The organism is Leeuwenhoekiella sp. H156 (assembly GCF_052218455.1).
In the GTDB taxonomy this organism is placed as follows: Bacteria; Bacteroidota; Bacteroidia; order Flavobacteriales; family Flavobacteriaceae; genus Leeuwenhoekiella; species Leeuwenhoekiella parthenopeia.
The window spans coordinates 1,447,756-1,469,402 of the sequence record NZ_CP197499.1 but is presented as its reverse complement, the minus strand read 5'-3'; the positions used below and the strand labels follow the sequence as shown (position 1 = coordinate 1,469,402).

At 44.3% G+C, this 21,647-nt stretch carries 24 protein-coding genes and 1 pseudogene; 12 read left to right on the top strand and 13 right to left on the bottom strand.

The window, feature by feature from the left end:
- Window positions 1-80 precede the first annotated feature (80 nt).
- Complete coding sequence (locus ACSSS3_RS06165; RefSeq protein WP_442846849.1) at window positions 81-1,058, bottom strand: LuxE/PaaK family acyltransferase; 978 nt, start codon at window positions 1,056-1,058, stop codon at window positions 81-83.
- A gap of 161 nt (window positions 1,059-1,219) precedes the next feature.
- On the opposite strand from ACSSS3_RS06165, the gene ACSSS3_RS06160 reads away from it, so the two are divergent.
- Both ACSSS3_RS06160 and ACSSS3_RS06155 read left to right on the top strand, forming a co-directional pair.
- A complete protein-coding gene (locus ACSSS3_RS06160; protein WP_099645649.1) occupies window positions 1,220-1,903 on the top strand; it encodes a response regulator transcription factor in 684 nt (227 codons plus the stop codon).
- Window positions 1,904-2,989: a sensor histidine kinase gene (locus tag ACSSS3_RS06155; RefSeq protein ID WP_442846848.1), complete on the top strand. Its 1,086-nt coding sequence runs from the start codon at window positions 1,904-1,906 to the stop codon at window positions 2,987-2,989.
- Between the two features lie 87 nt (window positions 2,990-3,076).
- On the opposite strand, the pseudogene ACSSS3_RS06150 reads toward ACSSS3_RS06155, so the two are convergent.
- Window positions 3,077-3,397 (bottom strand): annotated as a pseudogene (locus tag ACSSS3_RS06150) (glycosyltransferase); the annotation flags it as partial.
- Window positions 3,398-4,239: 842 nt separating this feature from the next.
- Here ACSSS3_RS06150 and trmB point away from each other — a divergent pair.
- The 7 genes from trmB to ACSSS3_RS06115 all read left to right on the top strand — a co-directional run bounded on the left by trmB (window position 4,240) and on the right by ACSSS3_RS06115 (window position 8,856).
- A complete protein-coding gene (gene trmB / locus ACSSS3_RS06145) occupies window positions 4,240-4,914 on the top strand; it encodes a tRNA (guanosine(46)-N7)-methyltransferase TrmB (protein WP_228228766.1) in 675 nt (224 codons plus the stop codon).
- Window positions 4,915-4,920: 6 nt separating this feature from the next.
- Entirely contained in the window at window positions 4,921-5,538 is a 618-nt protein-coding gene (locus ACSSS3_RS06140; protein WP_228228765.1) for a LysE family translocator, read from the top strand.
- A gap of 1 nt (window position 5,539) precedes the next feature.
- Window positions 5,540-5,884, top strand: coding sequence for an MGMT family protein (locus ACSSS3_RS06135; RefSeq protein ID WP_228228764.1), 345 nt, complete (start codon window positions 5,540-5,542; stop codon window positions 5,882-5,884).
- 114 nt (window positions 5,885-5,998) lie between these two features.
- Complete coding sequence (locus ACSSS3_RS06130) at window positions 5,999-7,135, top strand: P-loop NTPase (protein WP_442846847.1); 1,137 nt, start codon at window positions 5,999-6,001, stop codon at window positions 7,133-7,135.
- 4 nt (window positions 7,136-7,139) lie between these two features.
- Window positions 7,140-7,382, top strand: a complete 243-nt coding sequence (locus ACSSS3_RS06125) for a NifU family protein (RefSeq protein ID WP_099645655.1) — start codon at window positions 7,140-7,142, stop codon at window positions 7,380-7,382.
- 117 nt (window positions 7,383-7,499) lie between these two features.
- Complete coding sequence (locus tag ACSSS3_RS06120) at window positions 7,500-8,408, top strand: hydroxypyruvate isomerase family protein (protein WP_442846846.1); 909 nt, start codon at window positions 7,500-7,502, stop codon at window positions 8,406-8,408.
- A gap of 127 nt (window positions 8,409-8,535) precedes the next feature.
- Window positions 8,536-8,856, top strand: coding sequence for a 2Fe-2S iron-sulfur cluster-binding protein (locus tag ACSSS3_RS06115; RefSeq protein WP_099645657.1), 321 nt, complete (start codon window positions 8,536-8,538; stop codon window positions 8,854-8,856).
- A 23-nt stretch (window positions 8,857-8,879) separates the two neighbouring features.
- Here the strand turns inward: ACSSS3_RS06115 and ACSSS3_RS06110 are convergent, their stop codons facing one another.
- The 9 genes from ACSSS3_RS06110 to ACSSS3_RS06070 all read right to left on the bottom strand — a co-directional run bounded on the left by ACSSS3_RS06110 (window position 8,880) and on the right by ACSSS3_RS06070 (window position 15,142).
- Window positions 8,880-9,632, bottom strand: coding sequence for an SGNH/GDSL hydrolase family protein (locus tag ACSSS3_RS06110; protein ID WP_442846845.1), 753 nt, complete (start codon window positions 9,630-9,632; stop codon window positions 8,880-8,882).
- An 8-nt stretch (window positions 9,633-9,640) separates the two neighbouring features.
- A complete protein-coding gene (locus ACSSS3_RS06105; RefSeq protein ID WP_442846844.1) occupies window positions 9,641-10,552 on the bottom strand; it encodes a metallophosphoesterase in 912 nt (303 codons plus the stop codon).
- A 41-nt stretch (window positions 10,553-10,593) separates the two neighbouring features.
- The gene (locus tag ACSSS3_RS06100) at window positions 10,594-11,370 is read right to left on the bottom strand and encodes a DUF3050 domain-containing protein (RefSeq protein ID WP_228228759.1); all 777 of its coding nucleotides are present in this window, start codon (window positions 11,368-11,370) and stop codon (window positions 10,594-10,596) included.
- Between the two features lie 78 nt (window positions 11,371-11,448).
- Complete coding sequence (locus tag ACSSS3_RS06095) at window positions 11,449-12,627, bottom strand: acyl-CoA dehydrogenase family protein (protein ID WP_228228758.1); 1,179 nt, start codon at window positions 12,625-12,627, stop codon at window positions 11,449-11,451.
- A 137-nt stretch (window positions 12,628-12,764) separates the two neighbouring features.
- Complete coding sequence (locus ACSSS3_RS06090) at window positions 12,765-13,436, bottom strand: tRNA1(Val) (adenine(37)-N6)-methyltransferase (protein ID WP_442846843.1); 672 nt, start codon at window positions 13,434-13,436, stop codon at window positions 12,765-12,767.
- Between the two features lie 56 nt (window positions 13,437-13,492).
- Window positions 13,493-13,795 (bottom strand): type II toxin-antitoxin system RelE/ParE family toxin, encoded by a 303-nt coding sequence (locus tag ACSSS3_RS06085; RefSeq protein ID WP_442846842.1) that lies wholly within the window; start codon window positions 13,793-13,795, stop codon window positions 13,493-13,495.
- Window positions 13,779-14,012, bottom strand: coding sequence for a hypothetical protein (locus tag ACSSS3_RS06080; protein WP_442846841.1), 234 nt, complete (start codon window positions 14,010-14,012; stop codon window positions 13,779-13,781). The genes ACSSS3_RS06085 and ACSSS3_RS06080 overlap by 17 nt, the downstream gene beginning before the upstream one ends.
- A gap of 59 nt (window positions 14,013-14,071) precedes the next feature.
- Complete coding sequence (gene rimM / locus ACSSS3_RS06075; protein ID WP_442846840.1) at window positions 14,072-14,596, bottom strand: ribosome maturation factor RimM; 525 nt, start codon at window positions 14,594-14,596, stop codon at window positions 14,072-14,074.
- A gap of 12 nt (window positions 14,597-14,608) precedes the next feature.
- Complete coding sequence (locus ACSSS3_RS06070; RefSeq protein WP_442846839.1) at window positions 14,609-15,142, bottom strand: 30S ribosomal protein S16; 534 nt, start codon at window positions 15,140-15,142, stop codon at window positions 14,609-14,611.
- 175 nt (window positions 15,143-15,317) lie between these two features.
- On the opposite strand from ACSSS3_RS06070, the gene ACSSS3_RS06065 reads away from it, so the two are divergent.
- Together ACSSS3_RS06065 and ACSSS3_RS06060 are read left to right on the top strand one after the other, a co-directional pair.
- Window positions 15,318-16,142: a DUF6252 family protein gene (locus ACSSS3_RS06065; protein ID WP_442846838.1), complete on the top strand. Its 825-nt coding sequence runs from the start codon at window positions 15,318-15,320 to the stop codon at window positions 16,140-16,142.
- A 115-nt stretch (window positions 16,143-16,257) separates the two neighbouring features.
- A complete protein-coding gene (locus ACSSS3_RS06060; RefSeq protein WP_442846837.1) occupies window positions 16,258-17,058 on the top strand; it encodes a DUF1206 domain-containing protein in 801 nt (266 codons plus the stop codon).
- A gap of 17 nt (window positions 17,059-17,075) precedes the next feature.
- On the opposite strand, the gene ACSSS3_RS06055 is transcribed toward ACSSS3_RS06060, so the two are convergent.
- Entirely contained in the window at window positions 17,076-19,454 is a 2,379-nt protein-coding gene (locus ACSSS3_RS06055) for a prolyl oligopeptidase family serine peptidase (protein WP_442846836.1), read from the bottom strand.
- Between the two features lie 144 nt (window positions 19,455-19,598).
- Between ACSSS3_RS06055 and mgrA the strand changes: the two genes are divergently transcribed.
- The gene (mgrA, locus tag ACSSS3_RS06050) at window positions 19,599-20,600 is read left to right on the top strand and encodes an L-glyceraldehyde 3-phosphate reductase (protein WP_442846835.1); all 1,002 of its coding nucleotides are present in this window, start codon (window positions 19,599-19,601) and stop codon (window positions 20,598-20,600) included.
- A 180-nt stretch (window positions 20,601-20,780) separates the two neighbouring features.
- On the opposite strand, the gene ACSSS3_RS06045 is transcribed toward mgrA, so the two are convergent.
- Window positions 20,781-21,620, bottom strand: a complete 840-nt coding sequence (locus ACSSS3_RS06045; protein ID WP_442846834.1) for an endonuclease/exonuclease/phosphatase family protein — start codon at window positions 21,618-21,620, stop codon at window positions 20,781-20,783.
- Window positions 21,621-21,647 lie beyond the last annotated feature (27 nt).

The following is a 21,647-nucleotide window of genomic DNA, read 5'->3' as shown; positions in this document are numbered from 1 at the left end:
CAACTTAACTAACCAACCAATTATGAACACTCATTAAGTCGGTTATATGCTTTTTTACTTACACGATTTTTCAAAATTTTTTACAGCACCATCAGATTGCAGCCGCGCACGTCTGAAGCGTCAAAACGACCCAGAATTTCGAAGTGATTGTCGTCTAATTTTTTGCCTAAATCCTGCGTGGCGATAAAGGGGCAGGAGTAGTGATTGGCAAGGTCGATCACGTTTATACCGCCGGTTTTTCCCGGTTCAACCAGTTGCAGCGCATCTTCGGTATCCCGCATATAAATCTGCATCCAGGGCGGCAGGGTAAAAATCCCGTTTCCGGCAGAGTAGCCCTGAGAAAGCAATTCGGTCATCCCATACTCACTGTGTATGGCATCTACGCCAAAACCTTCCTTCAAAATAGCGTGCAATTCTTCGCGTATGAGTTCTTTCCGGCGACCTTTCATCCCTCCGGTTTCCATAATAATGCTATGCTTCAGCTTAAAATCATATTGCTCCACCAGATCAAGCAGGGCAAAAGAGACGCCGATAAGCAGCACTTTTTCGCCGGAGGCGTCCAAAACGCTTAGCTTTTCGCTTAAAGCTTCATAATTATTGAGGTAAAATCCGCTATTGGGCTTGTTACTGTCCTGAATAAGCCGGTCAACCATATAAATAAGCGAAGAACCGGTGCGCTCCAGGTATGCAGGCAGCAGGGCAAGAATGGTGTATTGGGTCACATCGCCGTAATGGAGTTTAAAGCTTTCGCGAAAGCTTTGCTCGTAAAGTTTGAGATCAACCACATGATGCTTACTGGTGATGCTGCCGGTGGTACCGCTGCTGGTAAAAATAGTTTGTACCGGGTTTGGCGAAGCCGTAATGGTAAATTCTTTAAAAAATTGAATGGGCAAAAACGGAATGTCTTCAGGCCGCGTAACCGCCTCCGGTTTGATGTTGAGGTGCTCGCAAAACTGACGGTAAACCGGGTTGTGCTCCCATTGATACCGGAAGGATTGAAGCGCAGCCAGATTAAATTGCGCAGGGGTTTTTATGTCAAAAATGCGTTGGGGCAGCATAGGCTAAAATAGGACTGCAAAGGTATTTAAATTGAAAACCATTCGAACATTTATTATTTTTAAACAAACTGTTATTTTATTTTAATGTTACCAAATTTTACAAGCCGCGTGCAGCCCGATTTAAAACTTATCTTTACGGCTACATTAAATCTTTGAGACTTATGAAGAAAAAAGAGATAAAGATTTTGCTTGTTGACGATGAACCGGATATCCTGGAGATCATAGGTTACAATTTGAGCAACGAGGGTTACCAGGTGCTTACCGCTTCAAACGGCAAAGAAGGTGTTAAAATGACCAAGAAGCACAATCCGCATCTGATCATACTTGACGTGATGATGCCCGAGATGGATGGGATTGAAGCATGCGAACAAATACGCAAGCTCCCAGGCCAGGAGGAAACCATCATTACCTTTTTAACGGCCCGTGGTGAAGATTACTCGCAGGTAGCCGGTTACGATGCCGGGGCAGATGATTACATCACCAAGCCTATTAAGCCTAAAGTTTTAGTGAGTAAAGTAAAAGCTTTGCTGCGCAGACTTAAGGAAGAAGAAGAGACCGATGCTTCCTTAAAAATTGGAGATCTCATCATCAACCGCGAAGAATATAAAATCATCAAAGACAAGAAAGAGATGATCCTGCCCCGTAAGGAGTTTGAATTGCTTTCGCTGCTGGCTTCAAAACCCGGTAAGGTGTTTAAGCGTGAGGATATTCTGGACAAGGTTTGGGGTAACGAAGTTGTGGTAGGCGGCAGAACCATTGACGTTCACATACGTAAGCTGCGCGAAAAAATAGGCAACAAAAAGTTTAAAACCATTAAAGGAGTAGGCTATAAATTTGTAGTGTAAATGGCAGCCAGTTTTAAAAAATCATACCGTTTTGCGATCTTTTCATCGATGTACATAACGGTTTGTCTAACGCTCTTTGTGAGCGTTTTTTTCTATATAAAAGATGCATTTGACTGGGTTTTTCTGCTGTGCTTTATCCCCGTATGTTTTGTGCTGTCTGTTTTTCTGATTCAGGTGCGGGTTGAGCGTTTTATTTACAAACGCGTCAAAAAAATCTATGATGACGTCTCCCTGCTTGATGTGACCACGCTTAAACGCGGACAAATCACTACAGATATGTCTACACTGACTAAAGAAGTAGAGCGATTTGCAGCCAGTAAAAAGCTGGAAATAGAATCCTTAAAAATACGTGAGGAGTACCGGAAGGAATTTATGGGTAACGTGGCTCACGAACTCAAAACGCCGCTTTTTACCACTCAGGGTTATATTCTCACCCTGCTTGACGGGGCGATGAAAGATAAAACCATTCTTAAAAAATACCTCAAGCGTGCCGCAGCTGCCGTAGAGCGTCTGGTTTATCTGGTAAGCGATTTGGATATGATTGCGAAACTTGAAGTAGGTGATCTTAATCTGCGCTATGAGTATTTTGATATGGTAGAGCTTGTGCAGCACACCTTTGAGTTGCTCGAGATGAAAGCCTCAAAAAAGAATATCACGCTTACTTTTGAGCGGGCAGACAACAAGCCGGTAATGGTAAATGCAGATCGTGAGCGCATTCAGCAGTTGCTTACCAACCTCATTGTAAACTCCATCAAATACGGAAAACAGGACGGTACCACCGAAGTAACGATTGAAAACCTGATTCAGAATAAGGTTATCGTGCGGGTTACAGACAATGGTGAAGGTATCGCTTCCGAACACATTCCGCGTTTGTTTGAACGGTTTTACCGGGTTGATAAGAGTGGTTCGCGACGCGAGGGTGGCTCAGGACTCGGTCTTTCTATCGTCAAACATATTATTGAGGCCCATGACGAAAAGATTTATGTTGAAAGCGACTTTGGAGTGGGCTCTGAGTTTTCGTTCACTCTTGAAAAGGCCGAAGAGCTCCCTAAGAAGCCCGTTGTCGACGTGGTAGGCGGAAACTAGGTTGTCAAATCCCTTGTATAATTTCGCCTTGCTTAAATCTTTAAGCCGGAAGCGCTCCTGCTCTGCAAACGGAATAATCCCTTTGCCCTCAAGCCGGCGTGCCAGATATTCCTGCTCGGTCTGCCCGGGTGTAGGAATAAAAAAGGCTTTTTTGCCCAGTTTGAGCAAATCCATAATGGTTGTGTATCCCGAGCGGCTTATAACCAGATCGCTGGCGCAGATTGCCGCCTGTAAATCTTGACTCTCCATAAAATTTACAATCTTGACCTGGCCCTTTCGGGTAATTTGTTGTTCCGCTTCAACCACCCCGCGAACAAAAAGTACCTGCCCGTTGTAATGCTTCAGTTCGTGGAATAAAATTTCCTCGAGTTCGGTACGTTGGGGTTCGGGCCCGCTTAACAGCACCATAATGTCGTAATAGGTTTCGGTCTCCACTTTTTCAAGACGGGAAAGCGGCCCGATGTAGTTTACAGGAATATCAAAATTCTTAGGATGCCCCAGTTTGCCTGTTAGATTGAGTTCGCCGCCAAAATCAGGCACCCAACATTCATTAAATTTCCGAATGTAATTGCGGTGTAATGCCGAGGTAAGACGGGTGGTTTTTCCGCTTAATACCTGAAGCTGATGCGTCATAAAAACCGTGGGGATGTCAGCATGATACAGTCCCAGACGATTGTCTGACAGGACGCCGTCTACCTCGCCATTTTTGACCAGCAATTTGAGTTGCTCGCGTTCCTTGCGCACCGCTTTTAAAACTTTCGGACTTCGCAAAAGCATTTTCCATTTAAAGCTTTTCCCGTTTTTGGCGTACTTGATATCGTAAGAAGGTAAAACGATGCTTTTAAGCTGTGGAAATTCTTTCTGAAGCAACTGTAACGCCGAGCCATCGCTGCCCAAAATTACAGTAAAACCATCCTCCAGCAAGGCATAGATAAGCGGGATACAGCGCGTGGCGTGACCCAGTCCCCAGTTAAGCGGTGCAACGAGTATGTTTTTTTGAGTATTCACAGCTACAAAAATGGAACTTCACTGATACTTAAATGTTTCCGCTAGATTATCAAACTATTAAAATATAGAGCGTTTTTAACCGAATTATCACTTTCGCTTAATCTGAGAGCTGTATAATCGAAAATATTTCAGTCTAAAAAAAGCTGCAAATTGAATATCCCGGAGAATAGCTTTAGCTAGATAACGGCATTTGCAGGAGTACCCGTATATTTGAGGCCGTTTTTAATTTTAATACTAAGGCTTTGGGAAGCAAAAATAAACTGAAGCGTTTCAGGGAAAATGAGACGTTTAGCAACGTGGTTCAGCCCACCCGTGAGGAAATCACCGATGGGAACTTCAAACTTAAGGGTAACTGGAACCGCGATTTTTTTAAAAGCGATAAACCCCTGGTTCTCGAGCTGGGTTGCGGCAAAGGAGAGTACACGGTGGGCCTGGCGCAGCGTTTTCCCGATAAAAACTTTTTAGGCATTGACATCAAAGGTGCCCGTTTCTGGCGCGGGGCCAAAACCGCTTTGGAAGAGCATATTGATAATGCCGGTTTTCTACGTACTCAGATTGAATTGGTAGATCAGGCTTTTGCAGCAAACGAGGTTTCTGAGATCTGGATTACCTTTCCCGATCCTCAAATCAAATACAAGCGCACCAAGCACCGAATGACCAACTTCGAATTTCTGGAGCGCTACAAAACTATTCTTAAGCCAGACGGACTCATGCATCTCAAAACCGACTCTGAGTTTATGCATGGCTACACGCTGGGATTGCTCCACGGTTTGGGTCACGAGGTGCTTTATGCGCATCATGACATCTACAGCAATCATATGGCACCAAAAGAAGTGGTTGACATTCAGACTTTTTACGAAAAACAGTATCTTGAACAGGATAAAGCGATTACCTATATCAAGTTTAAGATCAATTAACCGCCTTTGGAAATAACCAAGCTTTTCTTTATCACCTATTTTGCCGCCTTGCTGGGTGTATTGCCACCGGGGCTGGTCAATATGTCTGTGGCTAAAACCTGCGTGCACCGGGGTATGCGCAATGGCGTATTGGTGGCAATTGGCGCTTCGGTAGTGGTGATGCTTCAGGCTTTTTTTGCAGTACTGTTGGCCCGTTATATTTTTAGTAATGAGGCCGTGCGCAATACACTGTTTCGAACCGGAATCGTGATTTTTGGTATTCTTGCGGTCTATTTCTTTATCAAGGCCAAAAAGAATAAAGTGAAAGACGTAAAAATTCCGAAACACAGCGGAAGACGCAGTTTCTGGAAGGGCGTTTTCGTGGCAACCATAAATGTATTGCCGCTACCGTATTTTTGTGCCATCAGCGCAGCGTTGAATATAACCAGCAAGGGTCAGGCCGGTATTCTCGAAGTAGGCCTGTTTGTATTGGCCGCAGCGGCGGGCACTTTTACCTCCCTCTATGTCTACGTTGTGGGTTTTAATCGTATTCAGCACGAGCCTCGCAACTTCGCTAAATATTCCAATTATTTTATGGCGGGGCTTATGATTATCCTGGTGCTCATCACCTTATTCAGAATGTAATATGCCAAAGCCCGAAACACTTAACTTTTTTAACCGGGTTTATGAGGTGGCAAAGCGTATTCCGTATGGCAGGGTGACTTCTTACGGAGCGATTGCCCGGTATCTGGGTGCTGCAGGCAGTGCCCGAATGGTGGGTTATGCGCTAAATGGTTCGGTAAACCGTGAAGATGTGCCTGCGCACCGGGTGCTTAACCGCAATGGCCTGCTTACCGGCAAGCATCATTTTCCGGGGACCAATCTGATGCAGCAGTTGCTCGAGAGTGAAGGCCACGAGGTTGAAGGGGATAAACTGCAAAACTTTGACGAGAAGTTTTGGGACCCAGTGACCGAACTGGGATTTTCCTAGAATTTCACACATTTCCGGCCTTATTTTATCCCTTCAGTAAAGACCAGGAAGTCTTTTAGTTTCTGAAGTTTTCGGCCTATATTTGCATTTTAGAATTAATCTAATTAAGAAGTTGTGAAATTAGAAAAACAAGCCCTTTTAGAAGCTTTAAAAACCATTAGCGTACCCGGTGAAGGTGAGGATATGGTGAGCAGTGGTGCAGTGACTAATGTGGTTACTTTTGGCGATGAGGTTATCGTAGATGTAACCATAAAAAACCCAAGTCTGCAGGCCAAGAAGAAAACCGAAGTGGAGATTATGAAAGCCATTCACGGCGAAGTGCATCAGAAGGCTAAAGTAAAGGTAAACGTACGGGTTGACGCTCCTGAAAAGCAGCAGAAAAACGAAATCAAAGGGAAACCCATTCCCGGTATACAAAATATTATTGCAGTAGCTTCCGGTAAAGGTGGGGTTGGTAAATCTACCATCACCGCAAACCTGGCTGTAAGCCTGCAAAAAATGGGCTTTAAAGTAGGTATCCTTGATGCTGATATCTACGGGCCATCTATCCCGATGATGTTTGATGTGCAGGAAGAGAAACCCCTTTCTGTAAAAGTAGACGGGAAACAAAAGATGAAACCTGTGGAGAGTTACGGCGTAAAAGTGCTTTCAATAGGCTTTTTTACCCGTCCTGATCAGGCGGTGGTATGGCGCGGGCCGATGGCTTCAAAAGCTTTAAATCAAATGATTTTTGACGCAGCCTGGGGTGAACTTGATTTTCTTCTGGTTGACCTGCCTCCGGGTACCGGCGACATTCACCTGAGTATTGTACAGGCGATGCCTATTACCGGTGCTGTTGTGGTGAGTACGCCGCAAAATGTAGCTTTGGCAGATGCCAAAAAAGGTGTTGCGATGTTTCAGCAGGAAAGTATAAACGTTCCGGTTCTTGGAATTGTAGAAAATATGGCCTGGTTTACTCCCGAAGAATTACCGGATAACAAGTATTACATCTTCGGAAAGGAAGGTGCCCGTAATTTGGCCGAAGACTTAAACGTGCCGCTTCTGGCGCAGATTCCTTTGGTACAAAGCATTCGCGAAGCCGGTGATGTGGGAAGACCTGCTGCATTGCAGGAAAATACTATATTAGCCAAAGCTTTTGAAGAAATGACTCGCAACAGCGTAGAGCAGCTTGTTAAACGCAATACCGATTTGCCACCTACCGAGGCGGTTAAAATCACGACAATGGCGGGTTGTGCCGCAGTTAAAAAATAGTGCTATGACAGATTTAGAATTAAAAGGTAAGGTAGAGGCAGCTCTCGAAGAAATACGTCCTTTTTTACAAAGTGACGGCGGGGATATCGCTTTGCTGGCCATCGAAGACGGGCGCACCGTTAAAGTACAGCTTGAAGGAGCCTGCGTAGGATGCAGCGTTAATCAAATGACTTTAAAAAGCGGCGTTGAAATGACCATTAAGAAACACGCGCCACAAATTGAAGAGGTGATCAATATTACCGCTTAAGACGCATATTTAATAATCTATACAACTGTCCGGTATTTTTCCGGGCAGTTTTTTTATGCCTTATATTAAGCGTAATTTGAACATTTAATATATATTTAGATCTTTAAAATTAGGATTATGGGTCACTCTAACGGAAGGCGTACTGCCTTAAAAAATATCGCATTGGCAACATCAGGGGCAAGCCTTGGGCTTACCGCACTTAGCTGTAAGACCGAAACTAAAGAAGAGTCACAGGAACTTGTGAGCGAGGAGGCAACAGCATTGAAAGGCAACATCAATCACGCGGCCTGCTACTGGTGCTATGGCAGTATGCCCCTTGACAGTTTTGCACAGGGAGCGGCAGCGATCGGGCTTAAAGGCATCGACTTGCTCAAACCCGAAGAGTGGGATACCGTTGAGCAGTATGGACTCAAATGCTCGGTAGCTACAGATACCTTTGCGAATATTGAAAATGGATTTAACGATCCCGGCAACCACGCAGATCTTCAGGCTAAATATGCAGAGCTTATTGATAAGGCAGCAGCCAAAGGAATTAAAAACGTTATTGTTTTTTCAGGAAACCGAAGGGAGTTGTCTGACGAAGAAGGTATCGCCAATTGTGCTGAAGGTCTTCAGCCCCTTGTAAAGCAAGCCGAAGAAAAAGGCGTCATTTTGATAATGGAATTGCTTAACAGCAAGGTTGATCATAAAGATTACCAATGCGATCATACCGCCTGGGGAGCCCAATTGTGCGAACGCATCGGTTCAGAGCATTTTAAATTGCTTTATGATATTTACCATATGCAAATTATGGAAGGGGATGTGATACGTACTATACAGGATTACAACCAGTATATTGCACATTATCATACCGGAGGTGTACCCGGCAGAAACGAGATCAATGACAGCCAGGAATTGAATTACCCCGCTATTATGAAGGCCATTCTGGAAACCGGCTATACCGGTTATGTGGCTCAGGAATTTATACCTACATACGACGATAAGCTCGCCGCTTTACGAGAAGGTGTGCGTATTTGTGATGTATAGTACTAATCCTATTAAATCACTAGACTTTAGAAGGGCTTAATCCGTAGTTTTTCTTAATTTTGCGCTCTGAAATGGCTTACCTTATCGGGGAGTCTCTTAATCGCCTAAGGGCATAATCGTATTTGTCATGCAAGACATCACAATCACCGTAATTGACCGGGAAGGAGTTGCTCACGCGCTTGAAGCTCCAACAGATATGAATTTAAACCTTATGGAAGTGTGCAAGATGTACGAACTTCCGGTTGAAGGTACCTGTGGTGGTATGGCGATGTGCGCTTCCTGCCAGTGCTATGTACTTTCAGATCATAAGCTGAATGAAATGGGTTACGATGAGGAAGCTATGCTTTCGGAAGCTTTTCACGTAGAAGACAACAGCCGCCTCGGCTGCCAGATTCCCATTACTCCAGATCTTAACGGACTCGAAGTAAAGCTGGCGCCCGAGAGTTAAGCCGAAACTTTAAGGGTATCGGTCTAATTCGTTTTAAGAATTTCCAGCGCTATAGGAAGTAAGCGTTCTACAAATTGTGCATAGGCCTTTTCGGAAGGATGCAGGGCATCTAGCGCTACCAGTTCGGGATCTTCAATGCCTTTTCGGGTGATATCTGTGATATTGAGAAAGCTTACATCAGACGAAGTTGCGATGTTTTCGGCAGCTTCGTTAAATGCGTTGATTTCGGCTGTTATTTCTTCCGGGTTTGTAGTGCTTTGGCCGAAAGGCGTAAACGCATAATCGGGAATGGAAAGTACCACCACCCGATCCCGGTCACCTTTGGCCAGTTTTACTGCGGTTTCCAGCAATTCTTTAAACTGAATTTTATAGGTTTCCAAGCTTCCGCCCTGATATTGATTATTTACTCCGATAAGCAGGGTTACCAAATCCTGATTTTTTGCCGGGTTTTCCCCTTTAATGGCCTGTATGAGACTTTCGGTACGCCAGCCCGTTCGGGCAATGATTTTGACAGACAAATCAGCTTGTGTTTCATTTTTAAAAGCGGTTTTGAGCTGCATCGGGTAATTACAGGTCTCGCATACGCTTTCACCTATGGTATAGCTATCTCCCAGAGCCAGATAGTTATACGTTCCGCTTAGCTCTGTATCAGGATTTGGAGACGGCGGCGTTTCGGCAGGGGTTTCGGTTTGAGGTTCAAAGCCCGAAACATCATCGCCTGCGGCACAGCCCACACATAAAAATGCTGCAAACAGTATTTGTACCCAAGTTTTCATACTTCAATTTACGGGATTCGGGCCGGTTCGGTTTTATAATCGATGAGTTTTTGTGGACCTTCCAGCAACACGCGAACAATCTTAAGAACCCCGTCGTCTGTAGTGGCTATTTGCCATTTGATGAGTGAAATAAAGCCGTTTTCAATCTCCAGACCTGTGATGCTTCGGGGGTGCACGCAGCTTCCGTCATTAAAATAGGCGATATCGCCCGGTTCGGGAAAACGGGGCCGGTGCGTATGACCGGTTATGGTAAACTGATTGTTGCGCTCTAAAATCCACTTTTTGGTGCGGCGTTCTACCTTTATGAGTTCCAGATAGTTTTTAGCGGGACTCGTGGGGTCAGATATTCCGGCGCCTTGCAAGGGTCGCCACAACACCCGAACCATAAACCGGTTAAAACGCCAGCCTATGTAATTCATCCAGTCGGCCTGATGCCCGTGGCATAAAAAGAGCTCCTGGCCGGTTTGCTCGTGCTTCAGTATTAAGGCTTCGTGTACTTCAGTCCCCGGGAAAAGCGGTCGTTCCTCACCTGTTCTTCGGTCAAAATGCGAATGCAGATTTTTTTTGACCTGCGACGGGTTTTTGTAAATCATATCGTGGTTGCCCCAAACCAGATGCAATCTGTTTTCCAGATAAAATTTACGCATCAGTTCGTAGACATTTTGATGGGACTCGTAAAGGGTAGAAAAGTGCAGGTTTTCCCAAAGCTCATCGCCATCTCCCAGTTCACAATAGGTAAACCCGTTTTTATAATACTGCTGGAGGGCGTGAAAGTAGGTGTTGCGGTTGTTTGCAAAATCATCTGCACCACTGTTGTCCCCGCGATGGCAATCGCTAAAAAGTATAAACTTATCCGTATCGTTAAACGGAATTACCCTTGCATCTTTAAATGCCCGGTCAAAACGGCTTCTTGAAGACATCTGCTATCGTATACAATACCTTAAATATACGATATGTGTGTTTATGCGGTTACTTTCGGGTTGATTTCCTTCTCAATACCATTCCATAAAATGATACGCTTTTTAAGTGCGGTAACAGCGGTTTGACGGGCTTCTTCCCATTTCATCAAATCTGTACCACAAAGCTCTTCAATCATTTTAAGAGCCATAGGACCGTGCTCGTCACCATCAAGTTCTATATGACGGTCAAAGTAGTATTTAAACAGGGTAAGATCTTCCTGAGGGAAGTTTTTGATGATATTCCCAATGATTTGGGTGAACATATCGGGGATGAGGTCTTCCCGGCCGAAGGTAAAAGCGGCAGCGATTTTATGCGATTTTCCTTCTGAAATGGTTTCAAAGGTAAAGCGTAAAAATTCCTTAACACTTTCGGGAATGTCGCTTACGGCAATAACCAGAAATATGTCGGTACCGTGCGTGATGTGGTTTAGGAAGGTGTTGATCTGATCTAAAGACGCTTCCGATTTTTTCATAGCATCCAGATACATCTCAAAGTGGCTTTGGCGTTTTCCATCCTTATTGATGTCTGTCTCTTCTGCCAGAACAATCTCGTTGATTAGGTAGCGCACCTCAGGATTTCCAAGGGGGTACCAGGGCGTTGAAACTTTAGTCAGGTCGTATTGCAATGCTTTAAGCAGTGACATAAAATCCCACACAGCAAAAACATGATGCTGCATAAACGTTTTTAGATCCTCAGGAGTTTTCAGCTTTTTGTAGAGACTGTGATTGAGAAGCTCTTCCTGAAAAGGTGCAATCGCTTTTTCTATATCCTGTATCATCGCAATTAATTTTTGGCAAAATTAATAAACGTTAGCAATACACCTGTACATTTTGGTTAGATAATATCTATCATGCGATTACTTAAAAGCATTTAGGCCGGTAATGTCAAGCCCTGTGATAAGCAGGTGGATGTCGTGTGTGCCTTCATAGGTTACCACGCTTTCCAGATTCATCATATGGCGCATAATGCTGTACTCGCCGGTAATACCCATTCCACCAAGGATTTGACGGGCATCGCGTGCGACTTTTAAGGCCATATCTACATTGTTGCGTTTGGCCATTGAAATTTGCGCTGAAGTAGCTTTGCCTTCATTGCGTAAAGTTCCCAGACGCCAGGCAAGGAGCTGGGCTTTGGTGATTTCGGTAATCATTTCGGCCAATTTTTTCTGCTGAAGCTGAAAGGCACCAATGGGTTTGCCAAATTGCTGGCGTTCTTTCGCGTAGCGCAAAGCGGTATCGTAGCAGTCCATAGCAGCACCTATCGCACCCCAGGCTATACCGAAGCGGGCCGAATCTAAACACAATAAAGGAGCTCCGAGTCCCGATTTATTGGGCAACAGGTTTTCTTTGGGAACCTTTACATTGTCGAAAATGAGTTCGCCGGTGGCGCTTGCCCGCAACGACCATTTGTTATGCGTTTCGGGGGTTGAGAACCCTTCCATACCACGCTCGACGATGAGCCCATGAATGCGGCCTTCTTCACTTTTTGCCCAGACCACAGCGATATCGGCAAACGGCGAATTGGAAATCCACATTTTTGCACCGTTCAGGATATAATGGTCACCGGCATCTTTAAAGTTGGTCACCATCCCGCCGGGATTGGAGCCGTGATCGGGTTCGGTGAGGCCAAAACATCCCATAAACTCCCCGCTGGCGAGTTTGGGTAAGTATTTTTTACGCTGCTCTTCAGAACCAAATTTGTAAATGGGATACATCACCAGCGACGATTGTACCGAAGCTGTAGAGCGTACGCCACTGTCTCCGCGTTCAATCTCCTGCATAATGAGGCCATACGCGATCTGGTCCAGGCCGGCACCACCGTATTCTTCAGGAATATACGGCCCAAAAGCGCCTATTTCAGCCAGGCCACCTATGATTTGTTTGGGGAATTCTGCTTTTTGAGCCGCTTCTTCAATAATAGGCGAAACTTCCCGCTTGACCCAGTCGCGTGCTGCGCTGCGCACCAGTTTGTGTTCGTCGGTTAGCAGGTCGTCAATGTTGTAGTAATCGGGTGATTCAAAAAGATCAGGTTTCATAGGCGCTGTTGTTAAACTCTAAAGTTTTATAAGCTTTCACTAAAGATGATGTAATGAATGCTATTGTATTTCTGCTAAATTTAGAAAAATGCTAAAACCTATGCTACTCCAAATGGAAATTTAAGCAGGATAACGGGCTACATTTTAAGGTAAAAATCCCTGACCAGATTTTGGTAGGCCTCGGTGTACTGATGCCGTGCAGTTTCGATAATCAGATTATCTTCCTGTAATGAGGCTTTAGCATTGCTTGAAAAGGCGAGAAGCGTACGCTTTGCAGGCACCTCAGGATTTCCCTGAACGCGGGTGATCTTAAAAGGATACAGATTTGCTTTCGCCGCCAGGCTTATGAACTCCTCTTCCCGCATTTGCGGAATAATCACGCAAAAAACACCTGTTTCCTCCAGAAGCTGGTTTACCGAAGCAACCAAAAGTTCAAAAGGCATCGCGTCTTCAAAACGGGCCTGCTCCCGGGCAGAGCCCTGCTGCTCTTCAAGCTGGGTACTACCCTCAAAATAGGGCGGATTGCATACTATAAGATCGTAGGTGTCTTCAATTTCGATAGCAAATTCATAGAGATGGGCGTGATAACAAAAGAGGCGATCACCCCATGATGAGGCTTCAAAATTGTCAACCGCCTGCTCGTAGGCGTCTTCATCCAGTTCGAGGGCGTCAATCACTTCGGCATCTGAGCGTTGCGCAAGCATCAGTGCGATGACTCCTGTGCCGGTACCGATATCGAGTATCGAAAAAGGATTTTGATGTACAGGCGCCCAGGCTCCAAGCAATACCCCGTCTGTGCCAATCTTCATCGCGCAGCGGTCCTGATTAACCGTAAATTGTTTGAATTTGAAGGGTTTTGACAGAACTATATTTTTGTGGTTAATGGATCTTGACGATTGGAGAAAAAGGATAAAATCGTGATATGATCACCATCAATTTGATAATACAGGTTATTGAATTTTGCGACAACCGCTTTTCGAACAGAAGATCTTAAGGTAGACTGAGGAAAAAGTTCAGGATTTCTAGAAATTAAATTCAAGGTATGTTCTAATTGATTGGACAGGTAATTTAATTCCCGGTGCGTAAAGTTTTCTTCTAAATAATTAATAGTTGACTTTAGTTCGGTTAGCGCGTGTGCTGTCCAAAAAATGCTATAGCCATTTTTCATAGATGGCCTTAACTTCTGCGTGACTTTTCAACCGGTTTGCATTTGCGTCGGTAATACCTTTCTCAATTGAATGACGCTCAGCTTCAGAAATGGTAGACCACCAGTCGGTTTTATCAGCATCGCGTAATTGCATCAGTATTTCGATGGTGCCGGCATCTTCAAGGGTAGATAACCATTGAATAAGTTTAATTTTTTGATCCTGAATAGTACCTTCCATAACTCTAAAGTACAAATAATTTGTAAATCTTATCTGTCTGGATTTGTTGAAGCTGTTCTTTAAAGATAAATAGCAATCAATCCTTCGGGCGTATCGAGCGTAATGGTTTTGGTACTGCGGTCTACTTTTTTGATAAAGTCGTCGTTGACGGGGATAAGGACTTCTTTGCCGTTGTGATCAATTTCAAATAAAGCCTGTGCGGTATTGTCGTTGATCCCGGTGATAGTACCTACTTCCCCATAGTACACATCTTTTACGGTAAAACCGATAACCTCGTGATAGTAAAATTTAGTACCGTCCAGTTGGGGTAACATAGAAAGCGGCAGGTAGAGTTCTGCATTGACCAGGTCATCTGCATCTTCTTCGGTATTTACGTCTTCAAAATCGATGCGGAGCAGTGTAGATTTGTGCAGTTGTGCACTACGAATAAAAAAAGGAACCAGATTGCCGTTAAAATCGACAAAAACTGATTCCAATTCTTCGTAAACCTCGGGTTCGTCTGTATCTAGCTTAGCCAGTAACTCACCCTTAAAGCTGAATTTTCGCACGATTTTGCCCAGATAGAAACATTCTTCTTTGCGCATCGTGAACGAGTATTACTTAGCTTCTTCTTCGTTGTTCTCTTCAGAAGCAGGAGCTTCTTCAGTAGCAGCTTCAGGAGCTTCTACAGCTTCTTCCTCTTGAGGTTGAGCAGCGGCGATACGAGCTTCATTAGCAGCTTTTTCAGCAGCTAAAGCCTCTTTGCGTGCCTTTTGCTGTTCTTTAGAAAGGTTTTCTTTTTTTGCATCAATTTTAGATGCTTTTTCTTCAACCCAGGCGTTGAACTTTTCTTCAGCCTGCTCTTCGGTTAATGCGCCTTTACGCACACCACCGGCAAGGTGATTTTTAAGCAATACCCCAGTGTAAGAAAGTAAACGTTTTGCAGTTTCGGTAGGCTGAGCCCCGTTTTGCAACCATTTTACAGATGAATCTACGTCCAGGTCAATAGTCGCAGGATTGGTGTTTGGATTGTAAGTTCCTAGTTTTTCTAAGAATTTACCATCACGTTTAGCACGCGTGTCTGCGGCTACTACCCAGTAAAAAGGTTTTCCTTTTTTACCGTGTCTTTGTAATCTGATTTTTACTGGCATAAAAATTAATTTTTGGGGTACCCGACCCCGGTTATAATTTAAAAATAAGCGCTCTGCCTAACGTTAAGCAGATTGCTCTCTTTATTGAGGGTGCAAATATACTACAATTTTCTGTTTGTCAATGCGTTTAAAGCTCGTAAAATTAGTAATTTGCAGTCCCTTAATTACATTGTTAATGATCAGGCCTTTTCTTTTTGCTATTTTGAGTCTGTTGTTGGTATCCTGTGCAGATGACGTCACCTTCAATACCCCTGCATTTCAAGGTATTAAAGACACCCTTTTTTTTAAGGCTGCAGGTACCCGCGCTCAACTAACCGATGCAAATGAGGTAATCATCTCAGGAAGTCTCAACGGCGAGCGTGTAGATCTTAAGTTGCCGGCTTACGGGACCGGAGTATTTGATCTTAGTGCAGGCTCTGCCGCCATAGCCGATTTTTACGAGGCAGAAGGCAAGCAATACAGTACCCGTTTTGACGGCGAAGGTGAGGTTGTGGTTGAGCGCGTTGATGATAGTTTGTATACCGGTTCGTTTCGGTTTAGGGCTGTAGCACCTGCAGATGATACTGAAGTCTATTTTACACGGGGTTATTTTTACGAGGTACCGTTTTTTAAAGAACCACCACCACCCGTGATCATTCCGGTTGTGGAGAGCGCTTTTGGCTGTAAAATTCAGGGGAATCCCTTTACGCCTGAAGTGAGTTATTCTTCTGAATCTAACGGGATCATCATCGGGGTGGGTAGCACAAACTCGGTGATCGTTCGTTTGCGCTTTCCGCGAAATATAGAGCCCGGGATTTATGACCTAACCGATTTTAATGTGAACAGCCCCTATCAGGCTTCTTACATTTCGGGAGCATTCAATCCTCAGGTGCAGTCGGGCACGGTTACTATAATTTCTAACAACATTGCTCAAAAATCTGTTGGCGGAACCTTTCAGTTTACAGCTCAGGGTGCGGCTACCGTTCAGATTACCGATGGTTTTTTTGGATTTAATTACTAAAACCGGCTTATTGAGGTTTTTCAATTTTCCTTTTCCTAAATAACACTTCTTTATCAATCTTTTAGGTTAGGGTTGAGTAGTTTAGCTTTTTAATCGCATCACACCCAACGACCGCTTGAATACGAAATTTCTATTTTTTGCCCGTGCAGGTCTTTTTGCAAAGGCTGTGCTTTTTTTGGCTATTGGTGTTTTTACTTCAATGGCTGCATTCAATCTGGGTGGGTTTAAGGCCGGAAGTTTTACGCTGATGAATTTCTTAGCCGGGAACACTTTAGGCAGAGCCCTGCTTATTTTATGGGCTATAGCCTTATCGGGTTATGTGTTTTGGCGTGTTTTTGAAAGTATCGCAGATCGCCGTGAGTTCGGAAATGATTTAACCGGAATCGCAGAACGAATAGGTTTTGGTTTTGGCGGACTGGTTTACGCTTTTCTGGCTGTGAGTGCCCTGTTTGTTGCTTTAAATCCGCAAACATCGTCCTGGCTGAAGGAGACCGATATGCAACAACTTATTCAATCTGATTTGGGTAAATACACGATCATGGCTATCGCAGTAGGTATGCTCGGCGCTACATTAAATGAGTTTTACATCGCCATTTCCCGAAAGTTTGCCAAAACCATAAGGATTGAAAACCTAAATCCGCTTTACAAAAACCTCATTTTAATCTGCGGAATGACAGGCTACGCTTCCCGTGGCATTACCCTGGGTATCGCTTCGTTTTTATTGTGGGACTCGGCATTTACCAATCGGGATCTGGATGATACCAATAAAGAAGCTGCCTTCTCGGTAATGGAATATTTATTTGGCAACTGGACACTTGGTGTAATTGCCCTGGGTTTTATTATCTATGCTTGCTACGTTTTTGTTGAAGTACGCTATCGAAATCTCCAGACCTTTAGAAAAAACCCCAGACACTAGCCCGGGGTTGTAGATTGTTATTTTATACCTAAAAGACTCTCATTAAAAAGCTTCAGAATACGCTTGTACTCATCGGTCCAGCTGATGGGTTCTACAAAACTGTGATCCTCTACCGGGTAAACTGCCAGCTCCCAGTTGTCTTTTCCTAACTCGATCAGGCGTTGAGTAAGTCTTACCACATCCTGAAAATGCACGTTGGTATCCACCATTCCGTGCTCTATGAGTAAATCACCTTTTAAGCCTTCGGCGAAATAAATAGGCGAGGAGCGTTTGTACGCGATGGGGTCCTGAGTGGGTTCGTTAAGAATATTTGCCGTATAGCCGTGGTTGTAATGTGCCCAGTCTGTCACCGAACGCAAAGCAGCACCGGCCTTAAACGTATCAGCTTCGGTGAATAAGGCCATAAGGGTAATAAAACCGCCGTAGCTTCCGCCGTAAATCCCTACTTTATCAGGATCAATATCGTATTTTTCGATAAGGTATTTCACCCCATCAACCTGATCAGACAAATCTTTTCCGCCCATATGACGGTAAATACCGGTCCTCCAGTCACGGCCATAACCTGAGCTGGCGCGGTAATCAATATCAATTACGGTGTATCCCAGATCGGTGAGCATATTGTTGAACATATATTCTCTAAAATAGCTGGACCACCATTTATGCGCGTTTTGGAGATAGCCGGCTCCGTGTACAAATACTATAGCAGCGTTGTTTTTTACCGAAGCATCCGGAACATACAGTCTTGCCGGAACCATCGCTCCGTCTTCAGCTTTAAATCTGATGTTTTGCGGTACGCGCCAGGTGTAGCTTTTAAAAGCTTCAGACTGGCCTGAAGTAAGCTGTTGGGCTTCGGCTTTTGAACCGGTTTTCTTCAGGTATAATTCCCAGGGCTTGTTGCTATACGAATGACGAATCGCCATATACTTTTCGTCAGGTGACAGGCTTACTTCGTTATTGCCGGGCATCGATGTGAGTTTTTCCATTTTTCCGCCCATAACCGGCATGGTGTAGAAATGGCGCTCGCCGGGATCTACTTCTGAAGTGGTCAAAAACCAGGATTTTTTATCCTTAGACAAAAACGGATCAAAAACCTCGTATTCCCCTTCGGTCAGGGCTTTTTTGGTTCCGGTAGTAACGTCAAGCAGGTAGAGGTGTGAATAGCCGCTGGCCTCAGACTGAAAGTAAATATGTTTATTATCCGGTAACCAGCCCAGAGTTCCGCCGCCAAAAGACCAGCCGATTCCGGGCCCGGCAATCCAGGCTTCGTCACGCTGGCGATCCAGGGTTTCTAGGCTTCCGTCTTCGAGGTTGAGCAAAGCAATCCACCGGTCTTTGTTGTCTTTAGATCGAATGTTCACAATAGCCTTGCTGCCGTCGTCTGAAAATACAGCCTGTGAGATGATGACATCGCGTTCTTTTTCTTCCCACTCGCGGTCGGGATAATCACTTGTATAATCGGGAAGGTCTGTGATTCCGGGGAGTTTTGAGGTATCTACCTTATAAACCGTGTCTTTTTTAACGTTGTAAATGGCGAGGGAATTTTCGGTATTATCCTCACCTACTTTGCTGCGCGCCCGCAAATCCTGCGTATAGCCGCTGGCATCTACATAATTGGGTACGTTGGTGCTTTCGCCCCGATCACGCTGCATCAGCATTATCGTTACAAAATCGGCTTTCGGACTCACCTGCAATCCGCTAACCGACTCATCCCCGGCGTAAAAGGTATAGGGATCAGGATCTGCCGTCATTTCGCGGTAGGCTTTAGAGATCGAATCCTGCTCTTCCCGTTCGCGTACAATTTGAAGCAGGCTTAAATTCTCATCCTTGAGCCACTGGTCTTTTTCCGATAGTTTTTTGGCTCTGTCTTCAGGAGCCTTGCCTTCCCTGATGTTGGTGATTTTGCTTAGCGTTCCCGTTTTGGTATCTAAAACATAGGCATTGTTATCGTATTCAAAAGCAATTTGACTTTCGTCTGCCAGAAACGTGTAATTGCCAATGCGACCTCCCAGATCAATAAGTTCTTTGGAGCGGTCGTTCTTAAGATCGTAAACCCAAAGCGCGCCATCTTCGGTATACAATTTTTTGGTGTGAGCGGTATTCCAGGTACCGTATCGGCCCGGCATCGCCTTGCGCTCCGCCAGATTTACTTTTTCAATCTTATCCGGATTACTGATACTGATCTTATAAAGACTGTCTGCAGGATTTCCTTCGGGATTGTAGTCAAAATAGATGGTTTTGCTTTGGGTGTCCCAGTTTACATTTTCGGGAAACGTACCCATCCACCTGGGGTCCTGCATTATTTTTTCTACGGAAAGGCTTGAGGTTTGCGCAGAAAGGATTGTATACATACCCATAAATGCAACTAAGAAAATCTGAAAGCGGCGTGATCGAATCATAGGAAACTAAACGTAAATTTTAAATTTTGGAAGTTACCAAATATTCAAAATTTGGAATCAAAATACCCCGTGAAGATTTAAATTAAATTAGAACCGTGCTGAAATGTTTATTTTTAGTCATTAAATCCAATTGATCTGATACCTATGAACACCGTTAAAAAATATACTGCGGCAGAAGAGCGCTACGAAACCATGCAATACCGTCGCTGTGGAGTAAGTGGAATCAAACTCCCTATGATTTCACTGGGGCTGTGGCATAACTTCGGGGATACAGCAGATTTAACTAACGGAAGATTACTACTTAGAACTGCATTTGATAAAGGCATAACCCATTTTGATCTGGCTAATAATTATGGGCCTCCTTATGGTGCGGCAGAAACCAATTTTGGACGTTTATATCGGGAAGATTTTAAGCCCTATCGCGATGAGTTGATTATTTCTTCAAAAGCGGGTTACGACATGTGGCCCGGACCCTATGGAAATTGGGGCTCCCGGAAATATTTGATTTCGAGCTGTGACCAGTCTTTAAAGCGAATGGGGCTTGACTATGTAGATATTTTTTACCATCATCGTCCCGATCCTGAAACACCTTTAGAAGAAACCATGAGTGCGCTGGATCAGCTTGTACGGTCTGGCAAGGCACTTTATGTAGGGGTTTCTAATTATGACGCAGCGCGTACCCGCAAAGCTGCAACCTTATTAAAGCAAATGGGTACTCCGTTTCTGGTGCATCAACCACGTTACAATATGTTTGATCGCTGGGTAGAAGATGGTTTGCTTGATGCCTTAGAAGATACCGGTCTGGGTAGTGTGGTTTTTTCACCTTTGCAACAGGGTCTGCTTACCGATAAGTATCTCAACGGAATTCCAAAAGATTCGCGCGCGGCAAATTCGGTATACCTTTCTGAAGATCGCATTACACCAGAGCTCTTGGATAAAGTTGAAAAACTGAATAGCATTGCCCGGGATCGCGGTCAAAGTCTTGCTCAAATGGCGATTAGCTGGCTGCTAAAAGACACGCGTGTAACCTCAGTCTTGGTAGGAGTGAGTAAAGTAGAACAATTACATAATAATCTGAATGCCCTGAATAACCTGGCATTTTCAGAAGGCGAATTGAAACAAATAGAAGAAATTTTAGGTTCCTGAAACAAAAAAGCCTCTCCGCCTAAGGTGGAAAAGCTTCTCAAAGGTTTCACTACAAAACCAGTCTTCCGTTGCCGGAAGACAACACAACTTCTTTATAAGGACCGGCAGTGCCGGATTGTTTTCTGAATAAAGAACAAAAATAGCATTACTTTTTTAATTTTTATGCTGTAATCTCCATTTTTAGGGCTGAATTTCTACTAAAGTATAAACCGGCAAATGGTCTGAAGCGTAGTGCAGATTTTTAGAATCGCTTAGTGTGGCGTGTTTCAATACTTTAACCGGACTCGTTTTACCCACAAAAATATAGTCGATGCGGCGGGTTACGGGTTGGTCAAAATCAAAGCCGTTAAAAGTGCCTTCGGGTCCAAAAGAACCGCTTAAGCTCGCTTTAAAGGTGTCTTTTAATTGTGTTTCTAAAACAGCAACAGGTTCAGAATCGGGTTCCAGATTAAAGTCGCCGGTGACAAAAACCGGATAATTCAGGTTGTTGATTTCGCGTATCTGGTCAAGTATTAATTGGGCGCTGTATTTACGGGCTTCAACTCCTACGTGATCAAAATGCGTATTGAAGACATAAAAGCGGGCAGCGGTTTCTTTGATTTCAAACAAGGCGTAGGTGCAAATTCGGGGTAGTGCGGCGTCCCAGCCGGTAGAGATTTCTTCCGGCGTAGTTGAGAGCCAAAAGGTATCACCTGCAATGAGTTCCAGTTTTTCCGCATTGTAAAAAATCGCGGAAAATTCGCCTTTGTTTTCGCCTTCACGACCAACTCCCACGTGTTTGTAGCCGGTAAGGTTTTCACCCAAATAGGCCATTTGTTCCGGTAAAGCTTCCTGAACGCCCATCACATCGGGAGCATAAAAAAGTACCTGAGCGGTCAGAAATTCCTTGCGCTTACTCCAGGCGTTGTCCCCGTCAGATTCTGTAGCCATCCTGATGTTGTAGGTCATTAGACTGAGTTCCTGAGCCGGTAAAAGATTTATACCAAAAAATGCAAAAAGAAGGAGAGCGGTAAACTTCATATTTAAGTGTTTTTAAAATCGAAAATT